General features: G+C 58.2%; 23 protein-coding genes. 16 read left to right on the top strand and 7 right to left on the bottom strand.

What is annotated here, in order from left to right; all coding sequences use genetic code 11:
• Positions 1 to 12 precede the first annotated feature (12 nt).
• Entirely contained in the window at positions 13 to 621 is a 609-nt protein-coding gene (locus tag KORLAC_RS04060) for a PAS domain-containing protein (RefSeq protein WP_068303480.1), read from the bottom strand.
• A 427-nt stretch (positions 622 to 1048) separates the two neighbouring features.
• Here KORLAC_RS04060 and msrP point away from each other — a divergent pair, with 427 nt between their 5' ends.
• Positions 1049 to 2011: a protein-methionine-sulfoxide reductase catalytic subunit MsrP gene (gene msrP, locus KORLAC_RS04055; protein ID WP_068303475.1), complete on the top strand. Its 963-nt coding sequence runs from the start codon at positions 1049 to 1051 to the stop codon at positions 2009 to 2011.
• Positions 2012 to 2218: 207 nt separating this feature from the next.
• Entirely contained in the window at positions 2219 to 2836 is a 618-nt protein-coding gene (locus KORLAC_RS04050) for a protein-methionine-sulfoxide reductase heme-binding subunit MsrQ (RefSeq protein ID WP_068303473.1), read from the top strand.
• Positions 2837 to 2848: 12 nt separating this feature from the next.
• On the opposite strand, the gene KORLAC_RS04045 is transcribed toward KORLAC_RS04050, so the two are convergent.
• Positions 2849 to 4600 (bottom strand): hypothetical protein, encoded by a 1752-nt coding sequence (locus tag KORLAC_RS04045; protein WP_139167690.1) that lies wholly within the window; start codon positions 4598 to 4600, stop codon positions 2849 to 2851.
• Between the two features lie 67 nt (positions 4601 to 4667).
• Entirely contained in the window at positions 4668 to 5117 is a 450-nt protein-coding gene (locus KORLAC_RS04040; RefSeq protein ID WP_068303468.1) for a MaoC family dehydratase, read from the bottom strand.
• 220 nt (positions 5118 to 5337) lie between these two features.
• Between KORLAC_RS04040 and KORLAC_RS04035 the strand changes: the two genes are divergently transcribed.
• The 11 genes from KORLAC_RS04035 (at position 5338) to KORLAC_RS03985 (ending at position 14897) form a co-directional block, all read left to right on the top strand.
• Positions 5338 to 6894 (top strand): methyl-accepting chemotaxis protein, encoded by a 1557-nt coding sequence (locus tag KORLAC_RS04035; protein WP_068303465.1) that lies wholly within the window; start codon positions 5338 to 5340, stop codon positions 6892 to 6894.
• Between the two features lie 81 nt (positions 6895 to 6975).
• Positions 6976 to 7332 carry a CidA/LrgA family protein gene (locus KORLAC_RS04030; protein WP_068303461.1) on the top strand — a complete coding sequence of 119 codons (357 nt, stop codon included), beginning with the start codon at positions 6976 to 6978 and terminating at the stop codon, positions 7330 to 7332.
• Positions 7329 to 8006, top strand: a complete 678-nt coding sequence (locus tag KORLAC_RS04025) for an LrgB family protein (RefSeq protein WP_068303458.1) — start codon at positions 7329 to 7331, stop codon at positions 8004 to 8006. The genes KORLAC_RS04030 and KORLAC_RS04025 overlap by 4 nt, the downstream gene beginning before the upstream one ends.
• A 95-nt stretch (positions 8007 to 8101) precedes the next feature.
• On the top strand, positions 8102 to 8980 hold the full coding sequence (locus KORLAC_RS04020) for a DUF3108 domain-containing protein (protein WP_068303455.1): 879 nt from the start codon (positions 8102 to 8104) through the stop codon (positions 8978 to 8980).
• 126 nt (positions 8981 to 9106) lie between these two features.
• Positions 9107 to 9997, top strand: a complete 891-nt coding sequence (locus KORLAC_RS04015) for a DUF3108 domain-containing protein (RefSeq protein ID WP_068303451.1) — start codon at positions 9107 to 9109, stop codon at positions 9995 to 9997.
• 112 nt (positions 9998 to 10109) lie between these two features.
• Entirely contained in the window at positions 10110 to 11420 is a 1311-nt protein-coding gene (locus tag KORLAC_RS04010) for a metal-dependent hydrolase family protein (RefSeq protein WP_068303448.1), read from the top strand.
• A gap of 30 nt (positions 11421 to 11450) precedes the next feature.
• Positions 11451 to 12104, top strand: a complete 654-nt coding sequence (locus tag KORLAC_RS04005; RefSeq protein ID WP_139167689.1) for a hypothetical protein — start codon at positions 11451 to 11453, stop codon at positions 12102 to 12104.
• Between the two features lie 77 nt (positions 12105 to 12181).
• On the top strand, positions 12182 to 12826 hold the full coding sequence (locus KORLAC_RS04000) for a hypothetical protein (protein WP_068303443.1): 645 nt from the start codon (positions 12182 to 12184) through the stop codon (positions 12824 to 12826).
• 94 nt (positions 12827 to 12920) lie between these two features.
• Positions 12921 to 13595, top strand: a complete 675-nt coding sequence (locus KORLAC_RS03995; protein WP_068303441.1) for a hypothetical protein — start codon at positions 12921 to 12923, stop codon at positions 13593 to 13595.
• Positions 13596 to 13740: 145 nt separating this feature from the next.
• Positions 13741 to 14244 carry an energy transducer TonB family protein gene (locus tag KORLAC_RS03990; protein ID WP_068303440.1) on the top strand — a complete coding sequence of 168 codons (504 nt, stop codon included), beginning with the start codon at positions 13741 to 13743 and terminating at the stop codon, positions 14242 to 14244.
• Positions 14245 to 14384: 140 nt separating this feature from the next.
• A complete protein-coding gene (locus KORLAC_RS03985; RefSeq protein WP_068303439.1) occupies positions 14385 to 14897 on the top strand; it encodes a putative signal transducing protein in 513 nt (170 codons plus the stop codon).
• Here the strand turns inward: KORLAC_RS03985 and ychF are convergent.
• Genes ychF through KORLAC_RS03970 form a run of 3 tightly spaced genes read right to left on the bottom strand, consistent with a single transcriptional unit; the run spans position 14894 to position 17443 of the window.
• On the bottom strand, positions 14894 to 15997 hold the full coding sequence (ychF, locus tag KORLAC_RS03980; RefSeq protein ID WP_068303434.1) for a redox-regulated ATPase YchF: 1104 nt from the start codon (positions 15995 to 15997) through the stop codon (positions 14894 to 14896). The two genes, KORLAC_RS03985 and ychF, sit on opposite strands and share 4 nt — an antisense overlap.
• A gap of 1 nt (position 15998) precedes the next feature.
• Positions 15999 to 16745, bottom strand: a complete 747-nt coding sequence (pth, locus tag KORLAC_RS03975) for an aminoacyl-tRNA hydrolase (protein ID WP_068303431.1) — start codon at positions 16743 to 16745, stop codon at positions 15999 to 16001.
• 50 nt (positions 16746 to 16795) lie between these two features.
• Entirely contained in the window at positions 16796 to 17443 is a 648-nt protein-coding gene (locus KORLAC_RS03970) for a 50S ribosomal protein L25/general stress protein Ctc (protein ID WP_068303428.1), read from the bottom strand.
• 269 nt (positions 17444 to 17712) lie between these two features.
• Between KORLAC_RS03970 and KORLAC_RS03965 the strand changes: the two genes are divergently transcribed.
• Positions 17713 to 18450: a hypothetical protein gene (locus KORLAC_RS03965; protein ID WP_068303426.1), complete on the top strand. Its 738-nt coding sequence runs from the start codon at positions 17713 to 17715 to the stop codon at positions 18448 to 18450.
• Positions 18451 to 18526: 76 nt separating this feature from the next.
• Complete coding sequence (locus tag KORLAC_RS03960) at positions 18527 to 19324, top strand: substrate-binding periplasmic protein (RefSeq protein WP_160328591.1); 798 nt, start codon at positions 18527 to 18529, stop codon at positions 19322 to 19324.
• 6 nt (positions 19325 to 19330) lie between these two features.
• Here the strand turns inward: KORLAC_RS03960 and KORLAC_RS03955 are convergent, their stop codons facing one another.
• A complete protein-coding gene (locus KORLAC_RS03955; RefSeq protein WP_068303418.1) occupies positions 19331 to 21994 on the bottom strand; it encodes a KAP family P-loop NTPase fold protein in 2664 nt (887 codons plus the stop codon).
• A gap of 158 nt (positions 21995 to 22152) precedes the next feature.
• Here KORLAC_RS03955 and KORLAC_RS03950 point away from each other — a divergent pair, with 158 nt between their 5' ends.
• Entirely contained in the window at positions 22153 to 22854 is a 702-nt protein-coding gene (locus KORLAC_RS03950) for a CPBP family intramembrane glutamic endopeptidase (RefSeq protein WP_068303409.1), read from the top strand.

The following is a 22854-nucleotide window of genomic DNA, read 5'->3' as shown; positions in this document are numbered from 1 at the left end:
CGGAAAGGGGGGCTAATCTCTTGGTTCTGGCGAATGCAGCGGGCCGCCCTGGCTCAGCTGGCCGGCTTTCTCCGGTGGCGGCAGTCCGGCACCGATATCGAAGAAGTGGCGTTCGACGAGCCGGGTGCGGCGGAAGCAGCGGCGACCGAATTCCCGTTCGGTGTCTTCTTCACTAAGCACCACCCCGGTGCCGACAAAATGACGGACGTTGCCGAACGGGTCCAGAAGCGGTAGCTGAATGGTGCGATAGACAAACGGCACGTCGGCAAAGTTGATCATGCTGCGGGTAATCATGCCGGCGCAGGGCTGGTCCCTGAGCGCTTTATAATAAGCGCGCTCGTCTTCCACCAGTTCCTCGGGCGTCATATCGAAGATGTTCTTGCCGGTCATGTCGATGCCGATATGGCGGTCCAGCACCGTGCCGGCCTGCACCACGCGGAGGATTTCCGCGTCTTCCCATTCGCTGAGGAAGACTTCAGAAATGGAACCGTTGATCTGGGCTGACGAAAAGTCTGATCGCCTTGGACACACGCTGCCCTCAGGGCGGGGCAGGTTCAGCCAGAACTGAATCAGCTGCTGCGTTGCTTTCGAATGTTGAAGCTGTTCGAGCGCGTTCGTCATTCAGTTACTGGCCTTCTAAACCCTAAACTTCAGGCCAAATCCATTGGCGAAAAATCCTTGCCGGGATGGCGTCGCAGGCACATCCACAAGGCTACCCGCTTCACTGACGGTCTGGAATGCAATGGAACACGGCGGTTTGCCGTATTTTTTCTCGCAGCCGACCCCCCGATCTGTGCCCAAATAGTTAGCGAATGAGGGGCCTTTTGCAAGCCTTTTAAAGGAAAAGAACACACGTTTGGCTATTACTTTACGTCCTGATGGTACACTCGCTCCCCAGGTTCCTGACTCGAACAGGCAGTTTCCAAGTTTTGTGTTTCAGGGACACGATAGCGCGGTTCTTTTTTGCTCACATCATGCGCACCAAAGCGTGACTGGACCGGATCAAAAGCTTTGCTAGGTATTAGGTACCAAACAACCGGAGTATGAGATGTTGATCAAGCGGACGAAAAGCTGGCGCCTAAGCGAAAATGACGTAACCCCCGAGGCGGTGTATCTGGACAGGCGGCGCTTCATGACGGGCGCGGGCGCGCTTGTGGGTGCGGCGGCGCTGGTGGGCACCGGCGCGCTTCAGGCCGCGACAGACCGGTCGCTCAAGACCCTGCCGCACGCCAAAACCGCTTTCGACCCCGGCGAAACACCGACGCCCTATGACGCGGTGACCAACTATAATAATTTCTATGAATTCGGCACCGGCAAGGGCGACCCGTCCGAGAACGCCTGGCGGCTTCAGGTGGCGCCGTGGTCTGTGCGCGTTGACGGCATGGTGGACAAGCCCGGCACCTACGCGCTTGAGGACCTGATCGACTATAACGCGCTCGAGGAACGTATCTACCGCCTGAGGTGCGTCGAAGCCTGGTCGATGGTGATCCCATGGATCGGCGTGCCGCTCTCAAGCGTGCTCAAGAAATACGGGCCGCAGTCGGGCGCCAAATATGTCGCGTTCGAAACGCTGGCAGACAAAGACCAGATGCCGGGCGTGAAAAGCTTCTTCAACGTGCTGGATTGGCCCTACCGCGAAGGGCTGAGGATGGACGAAGCGATGAACGAGCTCGCCTTCCTGGCGGTCGGCCTTTACGGCAAGGAACTGCCGAACCAGAATGGCGCGCCCATCCGCCTTGTGGTGCCGTGGAAATACGGTTTCAAGTCCATCAAATCCATCGTGCGCATCCACTTCACCGACACGGAACCGAAAACCAGCTGGAACGTATCTGCGCCAAAAGAATATGGTTTCTATTCCAACGTGAACCCGACTGTGAACCACCCGCGCTGGAGCCAGGCGTCAGAGCGCCGCATTGGCGAGTTCGGCAAACGCAAGACGCTGATGTTCAACGGCTACGAGGAGCAGGTGGCGCATATGTATGACGGCATGGACCTGAAGAGATATTATTGATGCAGGCTTCTATGTGTCACCCCGGACCCGGCGCGTATGCGCCGGAGACGATCCGGGGTCCAGGAAACGCACAAAGCCTTCGCCAAAGGCGAAGACACTTTATTGTTTCTGGATGCCGTGTCGTAACCTGCCTGCGGCAGGGCACGGCATGACGTGCTTGATGAGAAAGACCAAGCCTATGCCTGATGGTGCGATACAGGAAATTTAATGCAGATAGTCAGCGTTCAAAACCTCAGGCGCTTTGGCAAACCCATCGTGTTTGCCGCCTGCCTTATCCCCTTCGCGTGGCTTGCCTTCAACTGGTGGCAGGCGTTCGCCGGCCAGCCGCATGACCTGGGGTTCAACCCCAATGAGACATCCAACCGCTTTTCGGGGGACTGGGCGCTCAGGTTCCTTCTGATATCCCTCGCGCTCACGCCGTTTTCGAGAATCCTCAAGTCCCCCAAGCCGATCCTGTTCCGGCGCATGCTGGGGCTGTTCGCTTATTTTTATGTCTGCACCCATATCCTCAGCTACCTGTGGCTGGACCTTCTGTGGGACTGGGCGGGCCTGTGGGCGGATATCGTCAAGCGGGTTTATATCACCGTGGGCATGACCGCCTTCGTGCTTCTCACCCCCATGGCGATCACCAGCACCAAGGGCATGATCAAACGCCTGGGCGCCAAGCGCTGGCAGCGGCTCCATAAGCTCGTCTACATCATCGCCCCGCTGGCGGTGATCCACTTCTTCATGATGCGCAAAGGCTTCCAGCTCGAACCGCTTGTCTACGGCGCGATCTATCTGGGCTTGATGGCGTTCCGGTTGAAGGGGCGGCGCAGAAGTTGAGCTGGATGGAGCCTAACCCGCTCCGGGCAAGGCTTCACATATGTCCAGTGCCCGAACCTCTGTCACTTTTTGCATGCCGTTGGGCCTGTCCCCTGCGCTGAAAGCAATATGGCAGCCATCTGCACTGACGTCGCCGAAAAGTGGGAACCCCTCCCAAATCTTTTTCCACTGCCCGTCTGTCCAAAAATACAGGCCTCCGGCTTTTTTACCAACGACTGTATGCCTGCTAGGCATCAGTCTTATGATGCCGCGTTTGGTGTACAGGGTTTGTGTGTTTCCACGTTCTCCGGGAATTTCGTCGAAGTTGATGGTTTCAAGGTTCGCGACTTCGTTCTGGACACGAAGCAAGGAAACATTCTTCAGTCCTTGGCCTTGCTTCCTGCCTTTGTAATCGACATAGGCGTAGGGGCAGGCCAGCATCTGAATAGCGTCTGCGAAGTGCAAATATTTCATGCAGCGTAGCGGGAAAGTTTGATCAGAGATTTTCACCGCTTCGGTTTGCTGGAACGGATAGTGATAGGTCCCGTCTTTCACCGATTCCAGCAAGCCTCGGCGGCGTCCCAGGTCCATGATTATGTTGGCGTTTTGCGGGAGGTCTCCACTGTCTGGTGTCCTTATCCACTTACACGTGAGAGAACTTTGACCAAGACGGGCAAAGCCGGGACTGCGGGCGGGTCCGGATTGGAAACCACCTGATGCCACTGAGCGTTCAGTGTATTTTACTTCGGTGGTCTTTAGTCGCCTGCCTAAACGCCCTTCTTTGATTGTCAGTTTTTTCGGCGCCGTGGGGTCGTATTTGGGTTTTGGGCCGTCTTTTTGGAGTGGTTTGGGGCTGTAGGATATATAGTCATCGGCGAAACAGAACCTGATGCCAATGTCTTCGTACATTGGCTCGAGTGATGTTCCATCCCATTTATGGAGCACGCGTGGCTCCCTTGGAATACTCTCAAGTAAAAGCAGGCTACCATCATTCGCCCAAAAGAGATTCACGATAGCGCGATCGGTCGAAATCAGGTTTGGGACCGCTTTCAATGTCAGTTTTTCAACAGTTTCCTCTGTTGGCTGGGTTAGCCTTTCGAAGGTTGATCGGGTACCGTCCAATATTTTTTTGTATCGTGCGGCCATTTCCGCCTCAGGGATAAGCCAAGCTAGTGCCTCTGCCGGGTCGGTCCCCAGTGGCAGACCTAATGCTTCAACTTCCTCTGGAGATAATTTCTTCCTCAGTGCCCCTTTAATGGCATTATTCATGGCGCGGATACCATGGGAGCATATCCACCACGGCGAAGCCTTGCTCGCCAATAAGTCTGGGCCGTTCAACACCCTCAGTCCGGCTTCGCCAGCATCTTTTGGGTTGTCTCGAACATACTTTGAGACAGACCTGGCAAACCCGGGAAGAAAACTTACGCCTTGCGCCGCGGTTGTATCAGCACAAAGCACTGCATCTAGGCGAGCGCGAATGAACCCCAGCCAATACCATTCAATGGCTTGGGTTTTATTGATCGGGAAAGTGCGTTCTGCCAGGTGAAAAAGGAAGGCCGGAGGAATTTCATCCTTTTTGTCAATAAGTTCCTGGCGAATATCATCGTCACCTAACGGGGATTCCTGCAGCCGCTTGAGCAAGTTTTGTGTATCGGTTTGCCGGGAGATTGAGAAAGCGCGATCAATGCTGACAAATTCTATAACAGGAGGTGGGACCTCAGCTCGACCAGTATTTGATGCCAGAAAAATGGCGAGAAACAAGCTTGTCAACGCACGTAAGATCATAGAGGCCCCCATCAGTAACTTCCTTCTTCATAGAGGGACATACTGTTGAAGGCAAGGGAGCGGCCGCCTACCCCCTTTTGGCGACCATGGCGTTGCCGCGCATGGTCATCACAACCTCGCCTTTCTGGTTCTTCACCTTGTAGGCTGATTTCACCAAACCCAGGTTCGGGCGGCTTTTGCTGTCGCGTTTGGCGGTATATTCGCTTTCGATTGAAAGCACATCGCCGGGGAATACGGGGCGTTTCCACTCAATGCCGTCAATGCCCGGGCTGCCCAGGCCGGCGAGGCCCTTGTCCTTCATGTGGTCCACCATCATGCGCATCATCATGGCGCAGGTGTGCCAGCCGGATGCGCACAGTGCGCCGAAGACAGACTGTTTGGCGACCTCTTCATCCAGGTGGAAAGGCTGGGGGTCATATTTGGACGCGAAGTCGATGACTTCCTCTTTTGTCACCTCATAACTGCCAAATGCATCCTTTTGACCTACGTCAATGTCCTCAAAGAAAATCCTGAACATATTTAGTCTCCCTTAATGCATCTGAAATGGTGCCGTGGTGCATTGCGTCAAGGCCCATTGAGTTGAATGGATGGCAGGCAAGAACGGATGGCAAGGAAGGGATGACCAGCTGCGTCAATCGGTCGCTTGGGCAGGCGGCAGTGGTTTACGCTTCGTTTACCGGCCCGTTTTTATGGTGCCGAACAGGTTTCAACCAGACATATCTATTGGGGGTTAGTTGATGAACGAGACATTCGAAGGCCTTGACGGCATCCGCGCCCGGGTCGTGCAAATTCTTGTGCTGTTCTTGTGGGCGCACGTGCCGGCGGCGCTTGTGCACGGCTGGTGGTCCGGCAGCGATGACATGTGGCTGATCACCGGCATCATTGCCGGGCTTTCCGCGCTGGCGACCGCGGCTGTGAAGCTGGCGTCGCCACCCCGGGTGGGGCGCATGGTGCTGGCGGTGGCCATGGTGCTGACCTCCGGCGCGCTGGTGGCGCTGTATGAAGGCCATGCCTGGCAAAAGGATGTGCATCTTTATTTCGCCACCGTGATTGCGCTTCTGTCGTCCACCTTCTGTTGGCGCACGCTGGCAACGGCCAGCGGGGCAACGGTGCTTTATGTGCTTGTGGGTACGCTTGTGGCGCCGGCCTATGTGCTGGGGGCCGAAAGCGGCATGCTGGAAGCCGGGTTTGAAGCCGTGGCCTTCCTGGTGCTGTCTGCCGGGCTTTTCTGGGTCACGAACCTGGTGCAGGGCCTGTTTGTGCAGGTGCAGGACCAGCATGCGCTCGCCGTGGCGGAAACCGAGAAGGCCCGCGAGGCCGAGGACCGCGCCAATGGTGCGGCTGACGAGGCCAAGGCCGCAGCCCTTGAAGCGCTGGCCGCGAAAGAAGAGGCTGACGCGCTGAGGGCCGAACAGGCCGACCAGGAAGCCCGGTTGGCGGAAGAAAAGCGCGCCATGCTGCAAGCGTTGGCGCAGGAATTTGAAGGCAGTGTGCAGGAGATCGTACGCGAGGTGGCTGACATGTCTGTCTCCATCAAGGAAACCGCTGCCCACATGCAGGCGCAGGCCCGCACCGGCATGGACAGCGCGGCGCGCATCGCCAGCGCCACCATGGATGCCTCGAACAATGTGGAATCCGTTTCCGGGGCTGCCACGGAACTGTCCTCTTCAACGTCCGAGATCGCCCAGCAGGTGGACCAAAGCACCCGGCTGACAGGCGAAGCGGTGGAGAAATCCGAAGCGGTCTCCAGCCAGATTGCGCTACTATCGGAACGGGCGCAGGAAATTGGCGGTGTGGTGCATCTGATCACCGAAATCGCGGAACAGACCAACCTCCTCGCGCTCAACGCCACCATCGAGGCCGCGCGCGCAGGCGAGGTGGGCAAGGGCTTTGCCGTTGTTGCGACCGAGGTGAAGAACCTGGCGGGACAGTCCGCGCAGGCGGCCGAAGGCATTCACGAACGCATCGGCGCTGTGCAGGAAGCCACCGAAGGCGCCGTGGCGGCCATGCGTTCGATCGCAGAGGTGATCAAGTCCATCAACCACGGATCAAGCGCCATTGCAGCGGCGGTCGAGGAACAGGACGCCGCCACCCATGATATCGCCAATTCGGTGAAGCAGGCGTCCGCGGGCACGCGCACCGCGGCAGAGGACGCGCAGTCGGTCGAAGGCAGCGCGCGCTCAAGCGAAGAGGCGGCCGTGAGCGTGCTGGCGGCGATCGAGCAGCTTGAGGCGCTTGCAGGCACGCTGACAAACCAGACAGACAGCTTCCTGGCCCGCGTCCGCGCAGGCTAGCAAACCCGGAACAAGGGCATTGACGGCAGCGGGATAAGCCCTAGGGTTTATCCCGTTCCTTATTGTTGTGCGGGAGGTTTTGTGGCGCGGTCGCTGGTTGGTATCTTGATCCTGATGGCGTTTCTGTATGGCGCCGCCTTTCTGGTGCGCAGCCTGTCGCTGCCGTTGCCCGCGCCGATCCTGGGGCTCCTGCTGCTCACCGCCGTCCTGTTGGCGCGGCGCGGCGTACCCGAGGTGATCGCCGCAGGCTCGGACACGCTGATCCGGATTTTCCCGCTGTTGTTTATCCCGCCCATTGTGGCGCTTCTTGACGTCAAGGCGCTGGTGCTGTCGGCGCCCTTGGTTCTCTTGCTGGCTGTCAGTGCCAGCACGCTTGTCGGCCTGTTGGTCACGGCATTCCTGTACCGGGCGCTGGTGCGCGGGAAGGGGCAGGCATGACCACCCCGGGCGCCCTGTGGCCGGCTGTGACCGCCCTTCTGTTCGTGGCCGCCAACTGGCTTTATGGCCGGGCGGGTGAACGGGCCTATGCCCACCCGATCCTGTTGCCGTCTGTGGCGCTTATGGGCTGGTTCAGCCTTAATGAGGATGGCCTCATGGCCTATGTGGCGGACACCCAGTTTTTCCACATTTTCCTGGCGGCTGCGGTGGTCGGGCTGGCGGTGCCTCTCTACCGCAGCTGGGGCGCTGTGAAAGCCAACAAACGTGCGGTCCTGGCCGCGGTGGCCGGAGGGTCCATTGCAGGCGTCATGAGCGCGCTGGTGCCCGCTATGCTTTTGCAGGCTTCCCCGGAAATCATCGCCAGCCTTGGCACCAAATCCATCACCACGCCCATGGCCGTCACGGTGGCGGGCAGCATTGGCGGCGTGCCCTCCATCGCCGCGGCGGTGGTGGTGATCACCGGGCTTTTTGCAGCCCTCGTGGGGCCGGGGCTGTTGCGCGCACTGGGGGTGGATGATGACGTGGCCACCGGGCTCGCGCTCGGCACCGCCGGGCACGCCATTGGCACCGCTGAGGCCGTGCGCCTCTCACGCACCATGGGCGCGGCGGCGGCCTTCGCCATGACCGCAAATGGCCTCGCCACAGCGGTGCTGCTGCCGCTGGTGTGGGGCTGACCCCTACAATTGTCTGCACTTCTTAACCAGATTTTTGGCCCTATTCTTGAATATAGAGATTGGTAAGGGAGCACACTTGTTACGAGGATCGTACCATGCGCTTTTTGCTGTCCCTTGCCGCCTTTGGCCTTTTCGGCCTTACCACCCCCACATTTGCAGCGCCCGAGAGAATCGAGGCCACCTATGATTTAATCTGGAAGGGTTTTCACGTCTCAACGGCGGAAACCGTGACCGAACTGGATGAAGGCCGCTATTTCCTCGGCATCAATATCAAGACCCATGGCCTCCTTAAAATGGCCACCGGTGGGCACGGCACTTTTGAGATATCCGGGCAATTGTTGCCGGATGGCGGTGTGCAGCCTGAGAGTTTGGACGCGGACGGCTATTGGGACGGCGATGCCTTTTCACAAAAATTGCGCTACGGCGCCGACGGCCAGCTGGCCGCGTTTGAAGCCACCCGCCCAGAAGACTGGTTGAAGGAAAACGCGCGCGAGGCCGTGCCGGAAGACATGAAAACCGGGCCCGACCCGGCGTCACTTTTTGTGTCCCTGATGCAGAACCCGGTGAATTTCAGCGCGGAGGACATGGGCCAGCCGATCATGCTCAGAAGCTTCGACGGGGAAGCCGTGGTGGACTGGCAGCTGGGCTGTGCTTCGACGCCCGTGATGCTGAGCCAGTCCAAGCATTCGTCCATCACCGGGCAGGCTTTTGAATGCGCGCTCAGGACCACAACCGTGGCCGGCAAGCTTCTGAAGGAAGAAAAGCCGAAAAAAATGGTCACCCGTGGCCCGCGGGGCCGCCGCCAGACGGTGGACCTTGATGAGGTAACCCCCAAAGTGTGGCTGATGGCCATGGGCGAGGGCGACCGCCTGATGCCGGTGCGCGCCCAAGTGCCAAGTGAGAAGGGCCTTGTTGGCCTTTACCTCAGCAAGCTGACGATGGCGGGGGCGGAGCGCGGCACAGAAAGTCGCTAGAGGCGGGGCGCTAGAGAATGTTCCGCCCGGGCCGTGATATCGCCCCAATTCTGCTAAACCATCCATCTGTTGCAGAGTTCACGAATTTGCAGCACTGTTGGTTTCGGGAAGTGGGAAGTGGACCCAATGAAGACATATATTGGCATGATGACGGGGACGTTGCTGGCTGTGGCCGGTGGCGGGCAGGCCATGGCCGCCGAGCGGCTTGAAGTGACCTATGATTTCATCTGGAAGGGGCTTTTGGTGTCGACCGCCGAAGCCCGCGCCGACCTGGCACCTGAAAGCTACGACCTGGCGATTGATTTTCGCATGCGGGGGCTGGCTAAGCTGTTCGCCAACGGCCGCAGCGAGCTGAGATCGAACGGCAGCCTGGTGGACGGTGATATCCTGCCACGCGAATATATCTCTGCCGGCCGCTGGGACGGTGAGGATTATATGCGTACGCTCCGGTTCGCGCCGGACGGCATGCTCAAGGAAATCGAGCAGGACTGGCCGGAAAAATGGGAAAAGAAATACCCGCGCGAAGAGGTGCCAACTGAACTGCGCCGTGGCCCGGACCCGGCTTCGCTGGCGATTGCGTTGTTGCGCGCCCGCATCACAGAAGCCCAGGCTGCTGAGCCCTTCACCATCCAGGTGTTTGACGGCGCCATGGTGTTTGAGTGGCAGGTCAGTTGCGGGCCTGAGCTGGTAGAGATATCGGACAGCCGCCACTCGGACTTTGCAGGCGAGGCTCATGAATGCACCATCGGCGGCGAGCTGGTGGCGGGCAAGCGCATCCTGACTGAAAAAGAGAAGAAGAAGCTTGAAAAGGAGCGTGAGAAGCGCCGCCGCAAAGCTGAAAAGAACGGCGAGGATGACGACATGCCGCCCAAATTCTGGGTGATGCCCAAGGGCGATGGCGGCTATCTGGTGCCAGTGCGGGCAGAAGTGCAGACCGATATGGGCCGCGTGCATATGTATCTGAAAGAGCTGGCAATTACCGACCTCGAAGACGTGCCGGTGGTGGCTTCGCGCTGAAATTTTGCCCCTTTAATCTAATCTTAATCCCGTGAATTGACTTTTACAGTTGGTGTGTAAGACTGCGCGCCAATTAATGGTGGCGATCAATTATAAAATGGGAGGGACAGCCATGAGCGCGACGTCAAGGAAAGCCGGTTTGCTGGCACTGGGGCTGGGGGCAGCCCTGATTTCAACGGCGGCCACTTGGGCCGCGGATATCAAGGTTATTCATGCCGGCGAGCTGCTGACGGTGCCGGGCAAGGCGCCGGTCAAAAACCAGACAGTGGTGATTGAAGACAGCCGCATTCGGGAGGTGCGCGACGGCTTTGTGGCCGCATCCGAGTTTGGCGAAGACGCGACGCTGGTGGACCTCAAGGACAGCTTCGTAATGCCTGGCCTGATGGACATGCATGTGCATATCCAGGGCGAACTGGGCCCGAACCAATACCGTGACACCGTTCAGATGTCGGCGGAAGATTCTGCCATGCGCAGCGTGATGTATGCAAACCGTACGCTGATGGCCGGTTTCACCACTGTGCGTGATCTGGGGGCGAGCCCGCAGGAAGTTTTCGCGCTTCGTAAAGCCACGGCCAACGGCTGGGTGGATGGTCCGCGCATCGTTGCGGCCGGCAGCAGTGTTGCCGCCACTGGTGGCCATGGTGACGTGGACGGCATGCGCCATGATCTCTTGGAAAAATATACCTCGAAAACCATCTGCGACGGCGCGGACGATTGCCTGCGTGCGGTACGCCACGCGGTCAAGTATGGCGCTGATGTCATCAAGATTACAGCCACGGGCGGCGTGTTGTCGGATACCAATACCGGCACCGGCCAGCAGATGACTGATGAAGAACTGAAGACCATCATGGATACGGCCCATGCGCTTGGTCGCAAGGTGGCAGCCCACGCCCACGCGGCTGAAGGCATCAATGCCGCCCTGCGCGCCGGGGTGGATAGCATTGAGCACGGGTCTTATGCGAACGCGGAATCGATCCGCCTGTTCAAGAAGAACGGTGCCTATCTGGTGCCAACCCTGCTGGCGGGCCACACGGTGGTTCAGATGGCGAAGAATACCAACTTCATGTCTGAGGACATCAAGGCCAAAGCCATCCGCGTGGGCGGCGACATGATCGAGAATTTCCAGCGCTCCTACAAGGGTGGGGTCAAGATCGCCTTCGGTACCGACAGCGGTGTCTCCAAGCATGGCACCAACGCCTATGAAGCGGTGCTGATGCACGAGGCGGGCATGACGCCCATGGATATCCTCAAATCCGCCACGGTCCATGCCGCTGACCTGATTGATATGTCAGACAGCCTTGGCACCATTGAAGCCGGTAAGATCGCCGACATCATTGCAACAGACGGCAGCCCGCTTGATGATATCAAAGAACTGCTGGATGTGGACTTCGTGATGAAGGACGGCCGGATGGTGAAGCAATAGCGGTCAGAACAGGCGGGAAGGCCGAAGTTGGTGGCAGTAAAGATTCACGATAGCAGGGCCCTGATGGGCGGACTGGCGATGATGATCATCGGCGCCATTCTGTCCATGATGATGGCTTTCTATCTGTTGCCGGACGTGTTCGGCGAAGAGGCCCTGGTCTCCCGCTGGTGGTGGGAAATCGTCCTGAACCTGCAGATCCTGTGCCTGGCCTTCATGTGGTTCTGCCACCACAACCGCATTATCTTCTCTCGTGGATGGTGGCGCATGCGCGCCATCGTCCATTTTATTACCGGGGTTGTCTCGGTTTCCTATCCTGTCGGCATCATGTTGATCAGCGCCTATATGGACTGGTTCCGCGAAGCCCCGAGCGAACGCCAGGTGTATCTGTTGATGCTGGGTGGCGTGGCGCTGTGGGCGGTGGGCAACTTTGTTGTGCCGATCATTGTCTGGCTGATGGCGCGGCCTTCTGCGAGAAGTGACGATGCCTCTCCGCTGAAGTTTCGACCTCACATATGGCTGATGGCTTTCTGGTCGACGCTTTCGGCGCTGGTGATCGGGATAATCGTCTGGTGGCAGCAAGGCGGCGCAGTCAGCATTCTTGTGCCGATCCTCCTGTATCTGCAGGGGGCGCTTCCGTATTTCCGCAAGGCGCAGCATGCATCCCCGCGCGACAGCGACATATAAATATCTGCCAATAAAGAATTTTCTTAACTTTTAGCGCTAAAGTTGGACCATTGTGATTTCCAGCCAGGTAGGCATAGATGCGTTTTGTAGGCAACAGAGCCCTGTTGGGTGCCGCGGCGATGATCATCGTCGGCATTGTGCTGTCAATGCTCGCCAGCGACTATGTTAGTGGCCGCGGCGAGGCCGAAGGCCTGACCACGTCGCGCTGGTGGTGGGAAATCGTCCTGAATTCCCAGATCCTGTGCGCAGCCTTCATCTGGTTCACCCATATTGAAAAGGTAAAGGCGTCAACGGGCTGGCGTGCACTTTTCAGTGCGCTGCAGTTGTTGTCCGGCCTTGTGGCGGTGTTGGTGCCGGTCTGGATTGCCCTGGCGGGCATCCTGCTCGACTGGTTCAAGACCGGCCCAAGCATGCAGGAGCTTAACGCAACCTTCTATGTATGTCTGGCGGTTTGGGGTCTGAGCTGGCTCGCGATGTGGACCGTTGAATGCATTGGCAGGCGCCGTTTTGTGTTGCCGTCATTTCTGGCGATGGGTCGCTGGTACTATATCCTGATAGGCATCAGCCCCATGGTGCTTGCAGTGCTGCTGACCATTGTGGAAACCATGCGTGGCGGCAACCAGCACTATGTGTATGCACCCTTTCTGTTTTACCTGCAGGGGGCGGTGCCCTATCTGATGGCATCCCAGCGCCCGCCTCGAAACTCAGCCGAAGAGCTATAATCTGGCCTATAGCCAGCAATTTAGGAAAATCGTAAGCTTTTTCGCCAACCATGACGTCTGCGGCCTGCAACGGGCCGTGGTGTAGGGGAGAGGAATGAAGCTATTCGGACATCAGGTATATGACCAACGCGCCCTGGCTGGGGCCCTGGCGCTTCTGTTGGTGGGCGCGAACCTGTCCATCATGATGGCCTTCTATTTTTTCCCCGGCGGCGAGGCCTTCGCACTGCTGCAGTCCCGCTGGTGGTGGGAGCTGACCTTCAGCATGGAAATCCTGTGCCTGGCGCTCATGTGGATGTGCCATCACGAACGGGTCTTTGAAGCCAGCGGCTGGAAGAAGGCGCGGGCTGCCAGCCGGTTGATAGTGGGGCTCGCGGGCGTGTCCGTTCCCAGTTGGGTTCTGGTAATCTGCGCCGCCAACGACTGGTTCCAGCATCCGCCCGCCTTGATGGACCTGGCCTATTATGCGGCTGTTGTGTTTGTGGTTTGGGTGGCGCTGGCGTATGTAATCCCTGTCACGGTGGCGCTGATTGCCCGCAAGCCGGGGTTTATTTACCTTGGTCTCAAGGGAAAGCGTCGTGGCGGTGCCATTCTGTTGTCCTCCCCGTTTTTGCTTCTGTTGTTGGTTGCCGCCATCGAGATACTGCGTGGCAGTCATTTGCACATAGTGGTATGGCCGTTCCTGACCTACCTGCACGGTGCGATGCCTTATCTGGTGAAGGCCTTTCGCCCCGCCCCGCCAAAAGCCGCCCCGTCCCTGATTGGGGGATAAATTATTTTTCCCCCTAAGTTTTTGAAAATACGCGACTAATCCGAAATTCCCTTTTTTCTAACCTAAGTTATTGAAAAAAAGTTGAGGGGGATGAGCTTTCGATTGTCTCAAGGCTTGTACTCAATTCAATCCAAACGGGGGATGTATGAAAAAAACCGTAACGACAGTATTGGCTGCAAGCCTGTTTTGTGGCGCAGCTTTCGGGGATAACGCACCGCTTCAGGGGCCAAAAATCACGGAATTTGATGCCGAAATCGGCAAGTGGGCGGCACGTGCCGGCCGCTCTGGCTGTGCTCACGTTCAGTATAAACTAAATGATGAGGGCGACGTCTATGGCGTGAAGCTGCTGGGCTCGAAGGGCCACAAAAGCTTCGCGCGCGAAGCCAAATACGGCGTGCGCGGCATGTCCGTGGAAGCGGGCTCAGCGCCTGCGGGCACCTATGACCTCGTGGTTGATTTTGTCATCACCCGCCGCAGCGCCTCCAATGCCGAACAGGCAACAGACGCGTTTGAGCGCAACCCAAAGGTTTGCCCATACACAGCCAAGACAGATCACGAACCAGTGGTGATTTCGGCGCAGCGCCAATATAGAGCGGTTCGCAAACAGTGCGACTCTACCGGCGTTGGCTCGAATATGAAGACTTGCTAGGCAAGCCATAAGCTCCGGTTTGTCTGGAACCGGTCACGACGGCGAATTACCAGGGCCGCAGCGATTTCCCGAGCTGCGGCCTTTTCTTTTTGCTGTGGGTGCGGCGGTGTTATAGGCTTTTCTCCAGGTGGGGGACGCGCATGAAAACACTGTATGAAACCGCAGACTATTCCGAAGCGCTGGTGATCAAATCGCTGTTGGAGCAGGCCGGGTTCCCGGCCTTCATCGACAATTTCAATACACTCACCGCCATGCCGCACCTGACGGCGGGCCTGGGCCTCCGGGTCATGGTGCCGGATGATGATTTCACTGAGGCGCAGCAACTGCTGGCCGATGTGCGCGCGGAAAACGCACCCGCCAAGGCCACAGAAGACAGCATTGATACCTGCCCGAAATGCGGGTCGGAGGATGTGGCGCGTTATACCACAATTTGGCTCTTGCCCTTCTTGTCGGCCATGAACCTTTTGTATCCGGTGCCGCCCGGCAATAGGCGGGTGTGCGGTGCGTGTGGGCACCGCTTCAAGTCAAAAGGCCCCGCAATTGCGAGGCCTTTGAAGATTGCGATCACGGTGTGGGTGATCGTTATCATGCTGATTTTCGCGGCAGGTAATGTCTGGACGCCCAACTTTGAACTGCCCTGGTGGACAGGCTAGTTCGCGAAGCGGAAGTGCAGTACGTCGCCGTCCTGGACGATATATTCCTTGCCCTCAAGGCGCATCTTGCCCGCGTCCTTCGCGCCCTGTTCGCCGCCACAGCCAACAAACTCGTCATAGGCCGTGGTTTCAGCGCGGATGAAGCCTTTTTCGAAATCCGTGTGGATCACGCCGGCAGCCGCTGGTGCCTTGGTGCCTTTGGTGATGGTCCAGGCGCGGCATTCCTTGGGGCCTACTGTGAAGTAGGTGATCAGCTCCAGCAGGTCATAGCCAGCGCGGATCACGCGGGCCAGGCCGGTCTGGCCCAGGCCGAGCGTCTCGAGGAACTCTGACTTGTCTTCTTCGCTGTCCAGTTGGGCGATCTCGGCCTCGACAGCGGCGGAAATCACAACGCAGCCTGCGTTGTTCTTGGCGGCCATTTCTTCAACCGCGCGGGAATATTCATTGCCTTCGGACGCGCTGTCTTCGTCCACGTTGCAGATATAAAGGATCGGCTTACTGGTCAGAAGCTGCAGTTCCTTGAAGGCGCGCTCTTCGTCCGGGCTGTTGCGCTCCACGAAGCGGGCAGGCTTGCCTTCCTTGAGGAGCGGGATCGTGCGTTCGATCATGGTCATGGCAAGCACGGCTTCCTTGTCGCCGCCGCGCACCCGGCGGCCCAGGCCGTGAATGCGGCCTTCAAGGCTTTCAAGGTCAGCCAGCATCAGCTCGGTCTCGATGGTTTCAGCGTCGGACACCGGGTCAACGCGGCCATCCACATGGGTGATGTCGTCGTCTTCAAAGCAGCGGAGCACGTGGCAGATGGCGTCTGTTTCGCGGATGTTGGCCAGGAACTGGTTGCCAAGGCCTTCGCCCTTGGAGGCGCCACGCACCAGGCCGGCGATATCCACGAACGACAGCTGCGTCGGGATGATTTCCTTGGAGCCTGCCAGTTCGGCGAGCTTGTACTGGCGGTCATCCGGCACAGGGACCTGGCCCACGTTCGGCTCGATCGTACAGAAGGGGTAGTTTTCCGCAGCCGCATTCGCGGTGTTGGTCAGCGCGTTGAAAAGCGTCGATTTACCAACGTTCGGCAGGCCTACAATGCCACACTTGAAACCCATATCAGTCTTCCTTCTTCAGCGCATTTTTCAACATTTGGAGCGCATCGGCCATGGGGCCATTGTTATTCTTCGGTTTGGCGGGGTCTGCCGCGAGTGACTTGGTCACCGGGCCACGCGCCGCCGTCTTGTCTTTTTCAGTCGCCGCTTTATCAGCACCCAGCTTGCCGGTCGAGGGCCGCGGTGGGTTGATGCGGCGCGATACTTCCGTCATGAAGCGCGGGTTGTCGCGGTCTGCCAGATAGCCGGCCTCGGCCGCGATCGCGTCCAGCACCTTCTCCAGCTCCGGCTGCTCGGCCTTGGCGAAATCGCCCAGCACATGGCCGTGTACGCGGGCCTTGTCGCCGGGGTGGCCAATACCGATGCGCACGCGGGTGAAATCAGCGCCGATATGGCTCGTGATGGACCGGATGCCGTTATGGCCGGCGGCACCGCCGCCCAGCTTCACCTTCACCTTGCCGAACGCGAGATCCAGTTCGTCATAAAAGACAACCACATCGGCGGGCGTGAGCTTGAAGAAGCGCATGGCTTCGCCAACGGCCTGGCCAGAAAGGTTCATGAAGGTTTGCGGCTTCACGACGATGACCTTCTCGGACCCGAGACGGCCTTCATGTGTCAGCGCCTGCCAGCGGCTCTTTTCAGGCAAAAAATTATGGCGGCGAACAATCTCGTCCACCGCCATAAATCCAACATTGTGCCGGTGGCCCTTGAATTTGTCGCCTGGGTTGCCAAGACCGACAAACAAAAGCATGGATCAATCCTTCCGGCAGGTGGGGCGCACCAGGTGCGCCCGCACACGTCTTAGTCTTCGCCGTTCTCTTCAGCGGCTTCCGTAGCTTCAGCCTCTTCGCCGTCTTCAGCAGCGTTAGTGGAGGACTTGAGGCCGGACGGAGCAACAATCGCACAGATCGTGAAGTCACGGTCGGTGATTGTTGGCTCACAGCCTTTAGGAAGCTTCACGTCGGAAATCTTCACCGCGTCGTTGATGTCCAGGTCAGCAACCGAAACTTCGATATGCTCTGGGATCGCGTTCGCAGGAACGTTTACTTCGATTTCGTGACGGGTGTAGTTGATCACGCCGCCGCGCTTCAGGCCAACGGACTCTTCTTCACCAACAACATGGATCGGAATTTCCATGGTCACGACAGCACCTTTGCCCAGACGCAGGAAGTCGATGTGCATTGGCATGTCGGTTACAGGGTGAAGTTGCAGGTCACGTGGCAGAACGGAAGTCTTCTTCTTGCCAACCTGTACGTTGAACGTGTGGGACATGAAGCCGCCACGGTTCAGCAGACGGATTACTTCGTTCTGCGGGATCTGAATTGCTTCAGGTTCTTTGTTGTCGCCGTAGATTACAGCAGGCACTTTGCCTGCACGACGCGATGCACGGGAGGCTCCCTTACCTACACGCTCACGCGGCTCGGCAACGATGGTGACTACGTCAGCCATGTCTTTTCTCCAAAACTCTAAACGGTGCGGGGACCATCCCCACATCCGACCGCCACTTCCTCCAGGGATGCAAGGGCGGAGTTGCTCATACGGGCGATCCCATATGAGTCGGGCGCGATGTACCGCGAATTGGGCCAAAATGCAAGCTGGAAACGGCCTTGAAGCCATTTCAGGTGGGCATAATTACCACTTTCAGCCCCAGAGCGCCATTGACAGATGTCACCTTACCGCTAGGTTAGCGGGCAGGGGGCGTCTGGGAGTGTGTTTTTTTGGTCCAGAATCCGGTCATACTGGGACTTGCCTTTTTCTTCATCGCAATCGCTGTCATCAGCCCGCAGGCTGAAGCCGATGGGGCCAATGCGCCGCAAGGGCAACCGGCACTGGTGCGGGTCTATACCCACGGCGAGGGCCAGTTCGGCATGCTGCGGTGGGATGGCACCATGGAAGGGGCGGGGGTTGACCTGCTGGCCTGTTCGCTGAAGCGATTGGGCGTGCCCTATACGCTGGGCGCGGTTTCCATGAGCCGGTCCATCCGGCTGGAAAAAGATGGGCTGCAGGATATCTGGTTCCCAACCTACGATACGGGCGATCCGGCGCTTGAGGGGCTTCTGGTTGGCCCCATTGGTTACATGAATATCTATTGGTTCACACTGAAGGACAGGGCCCTTGATGTGACCAGCGAGGCGTTCCGGAAAACGGCCCGGGTGACGGCATTTCCCGGCTCGCGGCCTGAGCGGCTGTTGCACGACGGCGGCTTCAACCATATTGAGGGCAGCGACGACGAAAACCGGCTGGCCCTGTGGCTTGCAGAAGGCCGGGTGGACGCGTTGCTGGCGGCGGATTTTTCACAGACGCTCAAGCCCGGCGCGCAGGCGCTTTTGGGGCTGATGGACCGCCGCCTTTTCATTCGCTACCCCATGGCATTCCAGCTGGCGCCGCAGTTTGCCGCGGCTTATCCAGGCTTTCAGCCGCAAATGCAAACCGCGCTTGACGTCTGCCGGCAATAGGCGGCCTGTTTCATTTTCTTAACGTTTTTTCCCCACTATGGCTCACATGAGATTGACGTAGATGCGGGTGATATTTTTGAAACGCTGTTTTCTAGTTCTGTTCTGGGTCTGGGTGATTAGTGCCGGGGGTGTTGCCGCGGCAGATCAGCCCAGCGGCCCCACGCGGGTGATTGTGGGCGGGTACCCGTTCGAGCCTTTTGTGGAGGAAAACGCCGGTGTATCGGTGGCCTTCACAGCCTTCCTCAATGACATGCAGAAGGACTATCTGTTCGCCTACCGGCAAATTCCGGCCAGACGGCGCTATGAGCAGATGAGCGAAGGCCGGATCGACATGATCTTTTTCGAGATGCCGGTGTGGGGCTGGCAGGACCGCATGGAGCAGGTTGAAGCCACCCCGGTGCTGCTGAGCGGCGCAGAGGTTATGGTGGCCCGCACTGGGGATGCGATGGCGGCGGGCGGAGAGGCCTATTTCGGCGATCTGTCCGCGCGCAAGCTGGCGCTGACGCTGGGGTATCATTATGGCTTTGCTGACTATAACGCCGATCCGGAGTATCTGAAGGCCAGGTTCGATGTGGTGTTTTCCGACAGCCAGCGTCATTCGCTCAGGCAACTGCTGGCGGGCGGCGCCGATATCGCCATCGTCAATAACGCGTTTCTCGCTCGCCAGATGCGCCTGTACCCAGAGCTTGAGCAGGATCTTCTGGTGTCTATGACGCCGGACCAACGGTATGACCTGCCGCTTCTGGTAAGGAGAGGTGGGCCCATCAGCGCCGCGGAGATGACAGACCTTCTGACGCGGCTCTCGAAGTCAGGCGCGCTGCAGACCTTCTTCACCGAAGAAGGCCTCGACCGCTTCCTTGAGTTCAAGCCCTGAGCCGCGTCAGGCAGCAGGCTTTGCGGCTGCGGCCAGTTTCTCCCTGAGGTCCTTCAGGCCTGGTTTGGCGTCCAGCTCTGTCTGCAGGGCCTTGATCTCAGCAGCCTTTCTTGCCTTGGCGCTGGAAGCGGCAAACTCGAGGAAGCTGCCGCTTGTCTTGATGGTGCGGTAATAGAGGTTGGGATACTCCAGCGCCAGGACCGCTTCGCAGGCGTCGACGAACATAGGGTTGTCGTCCGCCACATTTAAAAGCCGATAGAACCTGAGCTTGTTGAAGAAGCGCTTGTACTGGCGCGGGTTAGCGCGGATCACGTCGCGTATGTCCTTGAATGCAGAGACATATTCGTTTTCGTTGGCGTTCTTGCGTTCTTCGATCCGGTCTTTCAGCTCGGAAATCTTACGGGCGTCTTCCTGCGCCTGTTCGATATCCACGCCTTTCTTAGCCATGCGCTCCATAATGACCTCAGCTGAAGCGACAAAGGGGTCGTTGCCGAAGGAAGCGAAGCGGCTGCCAAGGTCATCAAGAAAGCCAATAATTTTGCTGCGGTCTTTTGGCTGGCTGTTGCCTTCGCGGGTCTGTGCTGCCTCAAGCGCTTTGATGTCTTCAAGGCTGCCGCGCCTTTGCCCTGCGGTCAGGGCGTCAAGGAAATCGTCGGTTGCGTCGTCGTCTGGTTCCGGCAGGGCGACAATGAACTGCACGATCTTCTCCAGGAAGCGACGTCCGAAGGGGCGCTGCTCGCGCAGGGTTTCGGTGCTGTTGATCTTCGCCACAAGGTCCTTATAGGCAACCTCAAGCGCACTCGCGACCATCTCCCGGTGCATGCCCAGGATAAACAGGCACTCATGCTTTTCCTGTCCGAAAAAGGTGTTGAGGGCTTCGACGACAGCCGCGCATTCATTTGGTGAACAGCGGTCCAGGTCGTCGACAAACAGCGCCAGATGCAGGTTTCGGTCCTTGAGCACCGCAAGGATGCGGCGGAAGTCTTCCTCCACTCGGGCCTCGTCGCCCATCAGCTTCAGATAGTCCGGCTGGTCCAGATACTGGTCAAGGTCCGGGCTGGGGATTTTCCGCCACAACAAAAGCGCCAGGCTGAAAACAGCGCCCATGGTGCCGCTCGCGAGCGGGAAAGCATTGATCTGGGCCTGTGTTTTCGCCGAAACCCCAAGGAGGTCCCACGACAGGGCGGGGATATTCAGATTATAGGCGTCGGCGACCACGAGCCCGAGCGTGACAATGAGCGCGAGTATGAGCGTGACACTGTTGGTGAAGAGGCTTTTGACCGCCGTGTTCAAAAGCCCCAGCCGGTCGATACGCCCCAGGTTCAGGCTCATCAGGAAATCGGGGCCCAGGCGGGCTGTCAGGCTTTGGATAATCTCGTTGACCATGGTGGCCTTCAGCCGCGTGCCGTGGCCGTGCCGCCAGGCGTTGACGAACACGGTGATGAACGCGCGCGGCGCTTCGGGGTCAGGCTTTTTCGAGATTTTCGGTCGTGGCGGCAGGGCCTTGAGGGTCCGCCAGCTTGTGCTTGCGGCTTCAACAAGCCAGGCACGATGCGGCTTGATCGCGTCCTCATCCGGCCGCTCGGGGTCCAGTTCGTTCCTGAGCATTTTCATCAGGGACGACTTGCCCTTGCCCCAGGCGCCGTCGATGGCGATGGTTAGCGGCAGGGCGGTAGCCTTGTCTTTGACAAACGAGGCAATGCCCATGGCATAGGGGTGATAGCCCAAAAGGTCTTCGTCCGTCGCATGATCCGCCAGGAAATGCGTGCGGGTGTCGGCTCTTTCAGAGCTATTAGGTTCAGACGGAGTTGGAGGGCCGAAAAATTTGTCGGAATTGCCGTTTTGGTCTTTGATTTTTAAAGGCCTAAAGCCGAAAGGAAACTGTTCATCTGCATTGAGGGTATCAATGTGGTCTTTTAATTTTTCAGCGCTGTTGTTAGTGATGCACAGTTCAAGTTCATATTGTCCCCGAAACTCAGACAAGGTGCGGGATGCGGTTCGGAGATGGGCACCCAATGGAAATTCATTGGCGCGGGAATAATCCATGCAGTCAATGATGCGGACAGGTGCCTTTCTTGTTGCAACAATATTTCGTAGCGCACTGTATAGGGCCGGACCATATGCCTCCGTGCTATTCGAAGCTCGTATCAATATAGTATTCGCTGATGGATGAGCGATATGGTCAGTTTTTTTGGCCGAAGGGCTGGTAACCGCAGCAGCTAGCTCTGGTTTCTCACGAACTATGCGATGTTCTCTGAATTCGGCAACAATGCCCTTGCTATCATATGGCAAAATGATCAGGTCGAATGCGCTGGGATCAAAATCTGGGATCTGCGAAAATTTTATCGCTAGTTGGGGTTCAGTGTTTTGTTGCTCAGTCTTGTCATGTTCAGGGTCCGGCGCGGTGCCGAAGGCGAAGCGTTCCTTGCCTGCACCTGACCCCATCGGACGTTGAGTGCCAGTTTGGCTTTGCAGGCGCTCGTCGGCGCGCTCCTGCGCTCGTCGGCGATCCATCTCTTCACGCTCGGCGAACGCTTTTTGCTCCGCGCTCTTCTTTGTAGCGCGCTGGGTTTGCGGGCGCTCCTTGCGCTCCGGGCGTGATTTGGTCTTGAGCTTATTCAGCTCGTCTTTCCTCAGGCCCCTGGTGTCATCCGGCGGTGCGCTTGACATGGCTTCCCCTCCACTGGTCACGCTTGCGCATAAGTGTAGCCTTAAAAGGCATGGTTGTGGAGTCGTCGCTTCAGGGCTGTTTGACATGCGTTTGACATTGGCGGGGGTAGGGTCTCGCCAAACGAAGAAAAGTTCCGTGTCAGGACAGCGAGAGAGATATGAACAACAACGGCCCGAAGGGGCAACTGACTTTCCAGAAGGAACCGGCTTTTGACCTTCTGGCCATCATTGCCACACTGGTAGTGGTCAAGCAGGCGCTAATCCCGGTGACCTTGCTTTATGCCGGGCCGATATCCACCTTTTCCGCCATGCTTGTGGGCACACTCCTGCTCAGGCGGCGGGGCATGGGCTGGCGTGATCTGGGCTTCCGCAGGCCTGACAGTTGGCTCGGAACCCTGGGGCTGACGGCCCTTGTATTTATCGGCATTGTGCTGACGAGCGGTCTGGGCGGTGCGCTGGTGGACCTGATGTTTGAAGATATCGGTACCAGTGGCCGGTTTGACCATATTCAGGGTGACCCCTGGGCCTATCTGGTGATCATGGTCCTGACCTGGACGCATGCCGCCATTTTTGAAGAGGCCCTGTTTCGCGCGTTTGTCATCAATCGCGCGCTCGCAAGCCTGGGCGGAGGGCGGGCAGCACAAGTGATCGCGCTGCTGTTCTCCGCCGTCTTTTTCGGCTATCGGCACTATTACTACAAGGGCATGAACGGTGCGCTGACCACCGGGCTCATTGGTCTGACGCTGGGGCTTCTGTATCTGTGGTTCGGGCGCAGGAACATCTGGCCGCTGGTGTTCGGCCACGGCATCATCAACACCATCGGCATGACCAGCCGCTTCCTTGGCCTAAAGGGCGACTGA

The sequence above is a fragment of the Kordiimonas lacus genome (assembly GCF_001550055.1).
In the GTDB taxonomy this organism is placed as follows: domain Bacteria; phylum Pseudomonadota; class Alphaproteobacteria; order Sphingomonadales; family Kordiimonadaceae; genus Kordiimonas; species Kordiimonas lacus.
Note: the sequence above shows the minus strand (reverse complement) of the source record. Positions and strands in the feature narration are given on the sequence as shown.

What these genes read in the sequence shown, in the direction of transcription:
- KORLAC_RS04060 (WP_068303480.1), bottom strand. Translation starts at nt 621, where the DNA reads ATGACGAACGCGCTCGAACAGCTTCAACATTCGAAAGCAACGCAGCAG.
- msrP (WP_068303475.1), top strand. Translation starts at nt 1,049, where the DNA reads ATGTTGATCAAGCGGACGAAAAGCTGGCGCCTAAGCGAAAATGACGTA.
- KORLAC_RS04050 (WP_068303473.1), top strand. Translation starts at nt 2,219, where the DNA reads ATGCAGATAGTCAGCGTTCAAAACCTCAGGCGCTTTGGCAAACCCATC.
- KORLAC_RS04045 (WP_139167690.1), bottom strand. Translation starts at nt 4,600, where the DNA reads ATGATCTTACGTGCGTTGACAAGCTTGTTTCTCGCCATTTTTCTGGCA.
- KORLAC_RS04040 (WP_068303468.1), bottom strand. Translation starts at nt 5,117, where the DNA reads ATGTTCAGGATTTTCTTTGAGGACATTGACGTAGGTCAAAAGGATGCA.
- KORLAC_RS04035 (WP_068303465.1), top strand. Translation starts at nt 5,338, where the DNA reads ATGAACGAGACATTCGAAGGCCTTGACGGCATCCGCGCCCGGGTCGTG.
- KORLAC_RS04025 (WP_068303458.1), top strand. Translation starts at nt 7,329, where the DNA reads ATGACCACCCCGGGCGCCCTGTGGCCGGCTGTGACCGCCCTTCTGTTC.
- KORLAC_RS04020 (WP_068303455.1), top strand. Translation starts at nt 8,102, where the DNA reads ATGCGCTTTTTGCTGTCCCTTGCCGCCTTTGGCCTTTTCGGCCTTACC.
- KORLAC_RS04015 (WP_068303451.1), top strand. Translation starts at nt 9,107, where the DNA reads ATGAAGACATATATTGGCATGATGACGGGGACGTTGCTGGCTGTGGCC.
- KORLAC_RS04010 (WP_068303448.1), top strand. Translation starts at nt 10,110, where the DNA reads ATGAGCGCGACGTCAAGGAAAGCCGGTTTGCTGGCACTGGGGCTGGGG.
- KORLAC_RS04000 (WP_068303443.1), top strand. Translation starts at nt 12,182, where the DNA reads ATGCGTTTTGTAGGCAACAGAGCCCTGTTGGGTGCCGCGGCGATGATC.
- KORLAC_RS03995 (WP_068303441.1), top strand. Translation starts at nt 12,921, where the DNA reads ATGAAGCTATTCGGACATCAGGTATATGACCAACGCGCCCTGGCTGGG.
- KORLAC_RS03990 (WP_068303440.1), top strand. Translation starts at nt 13,741, where the DNA reads ATGAAAAAAACCGTAACGACAGTATTGGCTGCAAGCCTGTTTTGTGGC.
- KORLAC_RS03985 (WP_068303439.1), top strand. Translation starts at nt 14,385, where the DNA reads ATGAAAACACTGTATGAAACCGCAGACTATTCCGAAGCGCTGGTGATC.
- ychF (WP_068303434.1), bottom strand. Translation starts at nt 15,997, where the DNA reads ATGGGTTTCAAGTGTGGCATTGTAGGCCTGCCGAACGTTGGTAAATCG.
- pth (WP_068303431.1), bottom strand. Translation starts at nt 16,745, where the DNA reads ATGCTTTTGTTTGTCGGTCTTGGCAACCCAGGCGACAAATTCAAGGGC.
- KORLAC_RS03970 (WP_068303428.1), bottom strand. Translation starts at nt 17,443, where the DNA reads ATGGCTGACGTAGTCACCATCGTTGCCGAGCCGCGTGAGCGTGTAGGT.
- KORLAC_RS03955 (WP_068303418.1), bottom strand. Translation starts at nt 21,994, where the DNA reads ATGTCAAGCGCACCGCCGGATGACACCAGGGGCCTGAGGAAAGACGAG.
- KORLAC_RS03950 (WP_068303409.1), top strand. Translation starts at nt 22,153, where the DNA reads ATGAACAACAACGGCCCGAAGGGGCAACTGACTTTCCAGAAGGAACCG.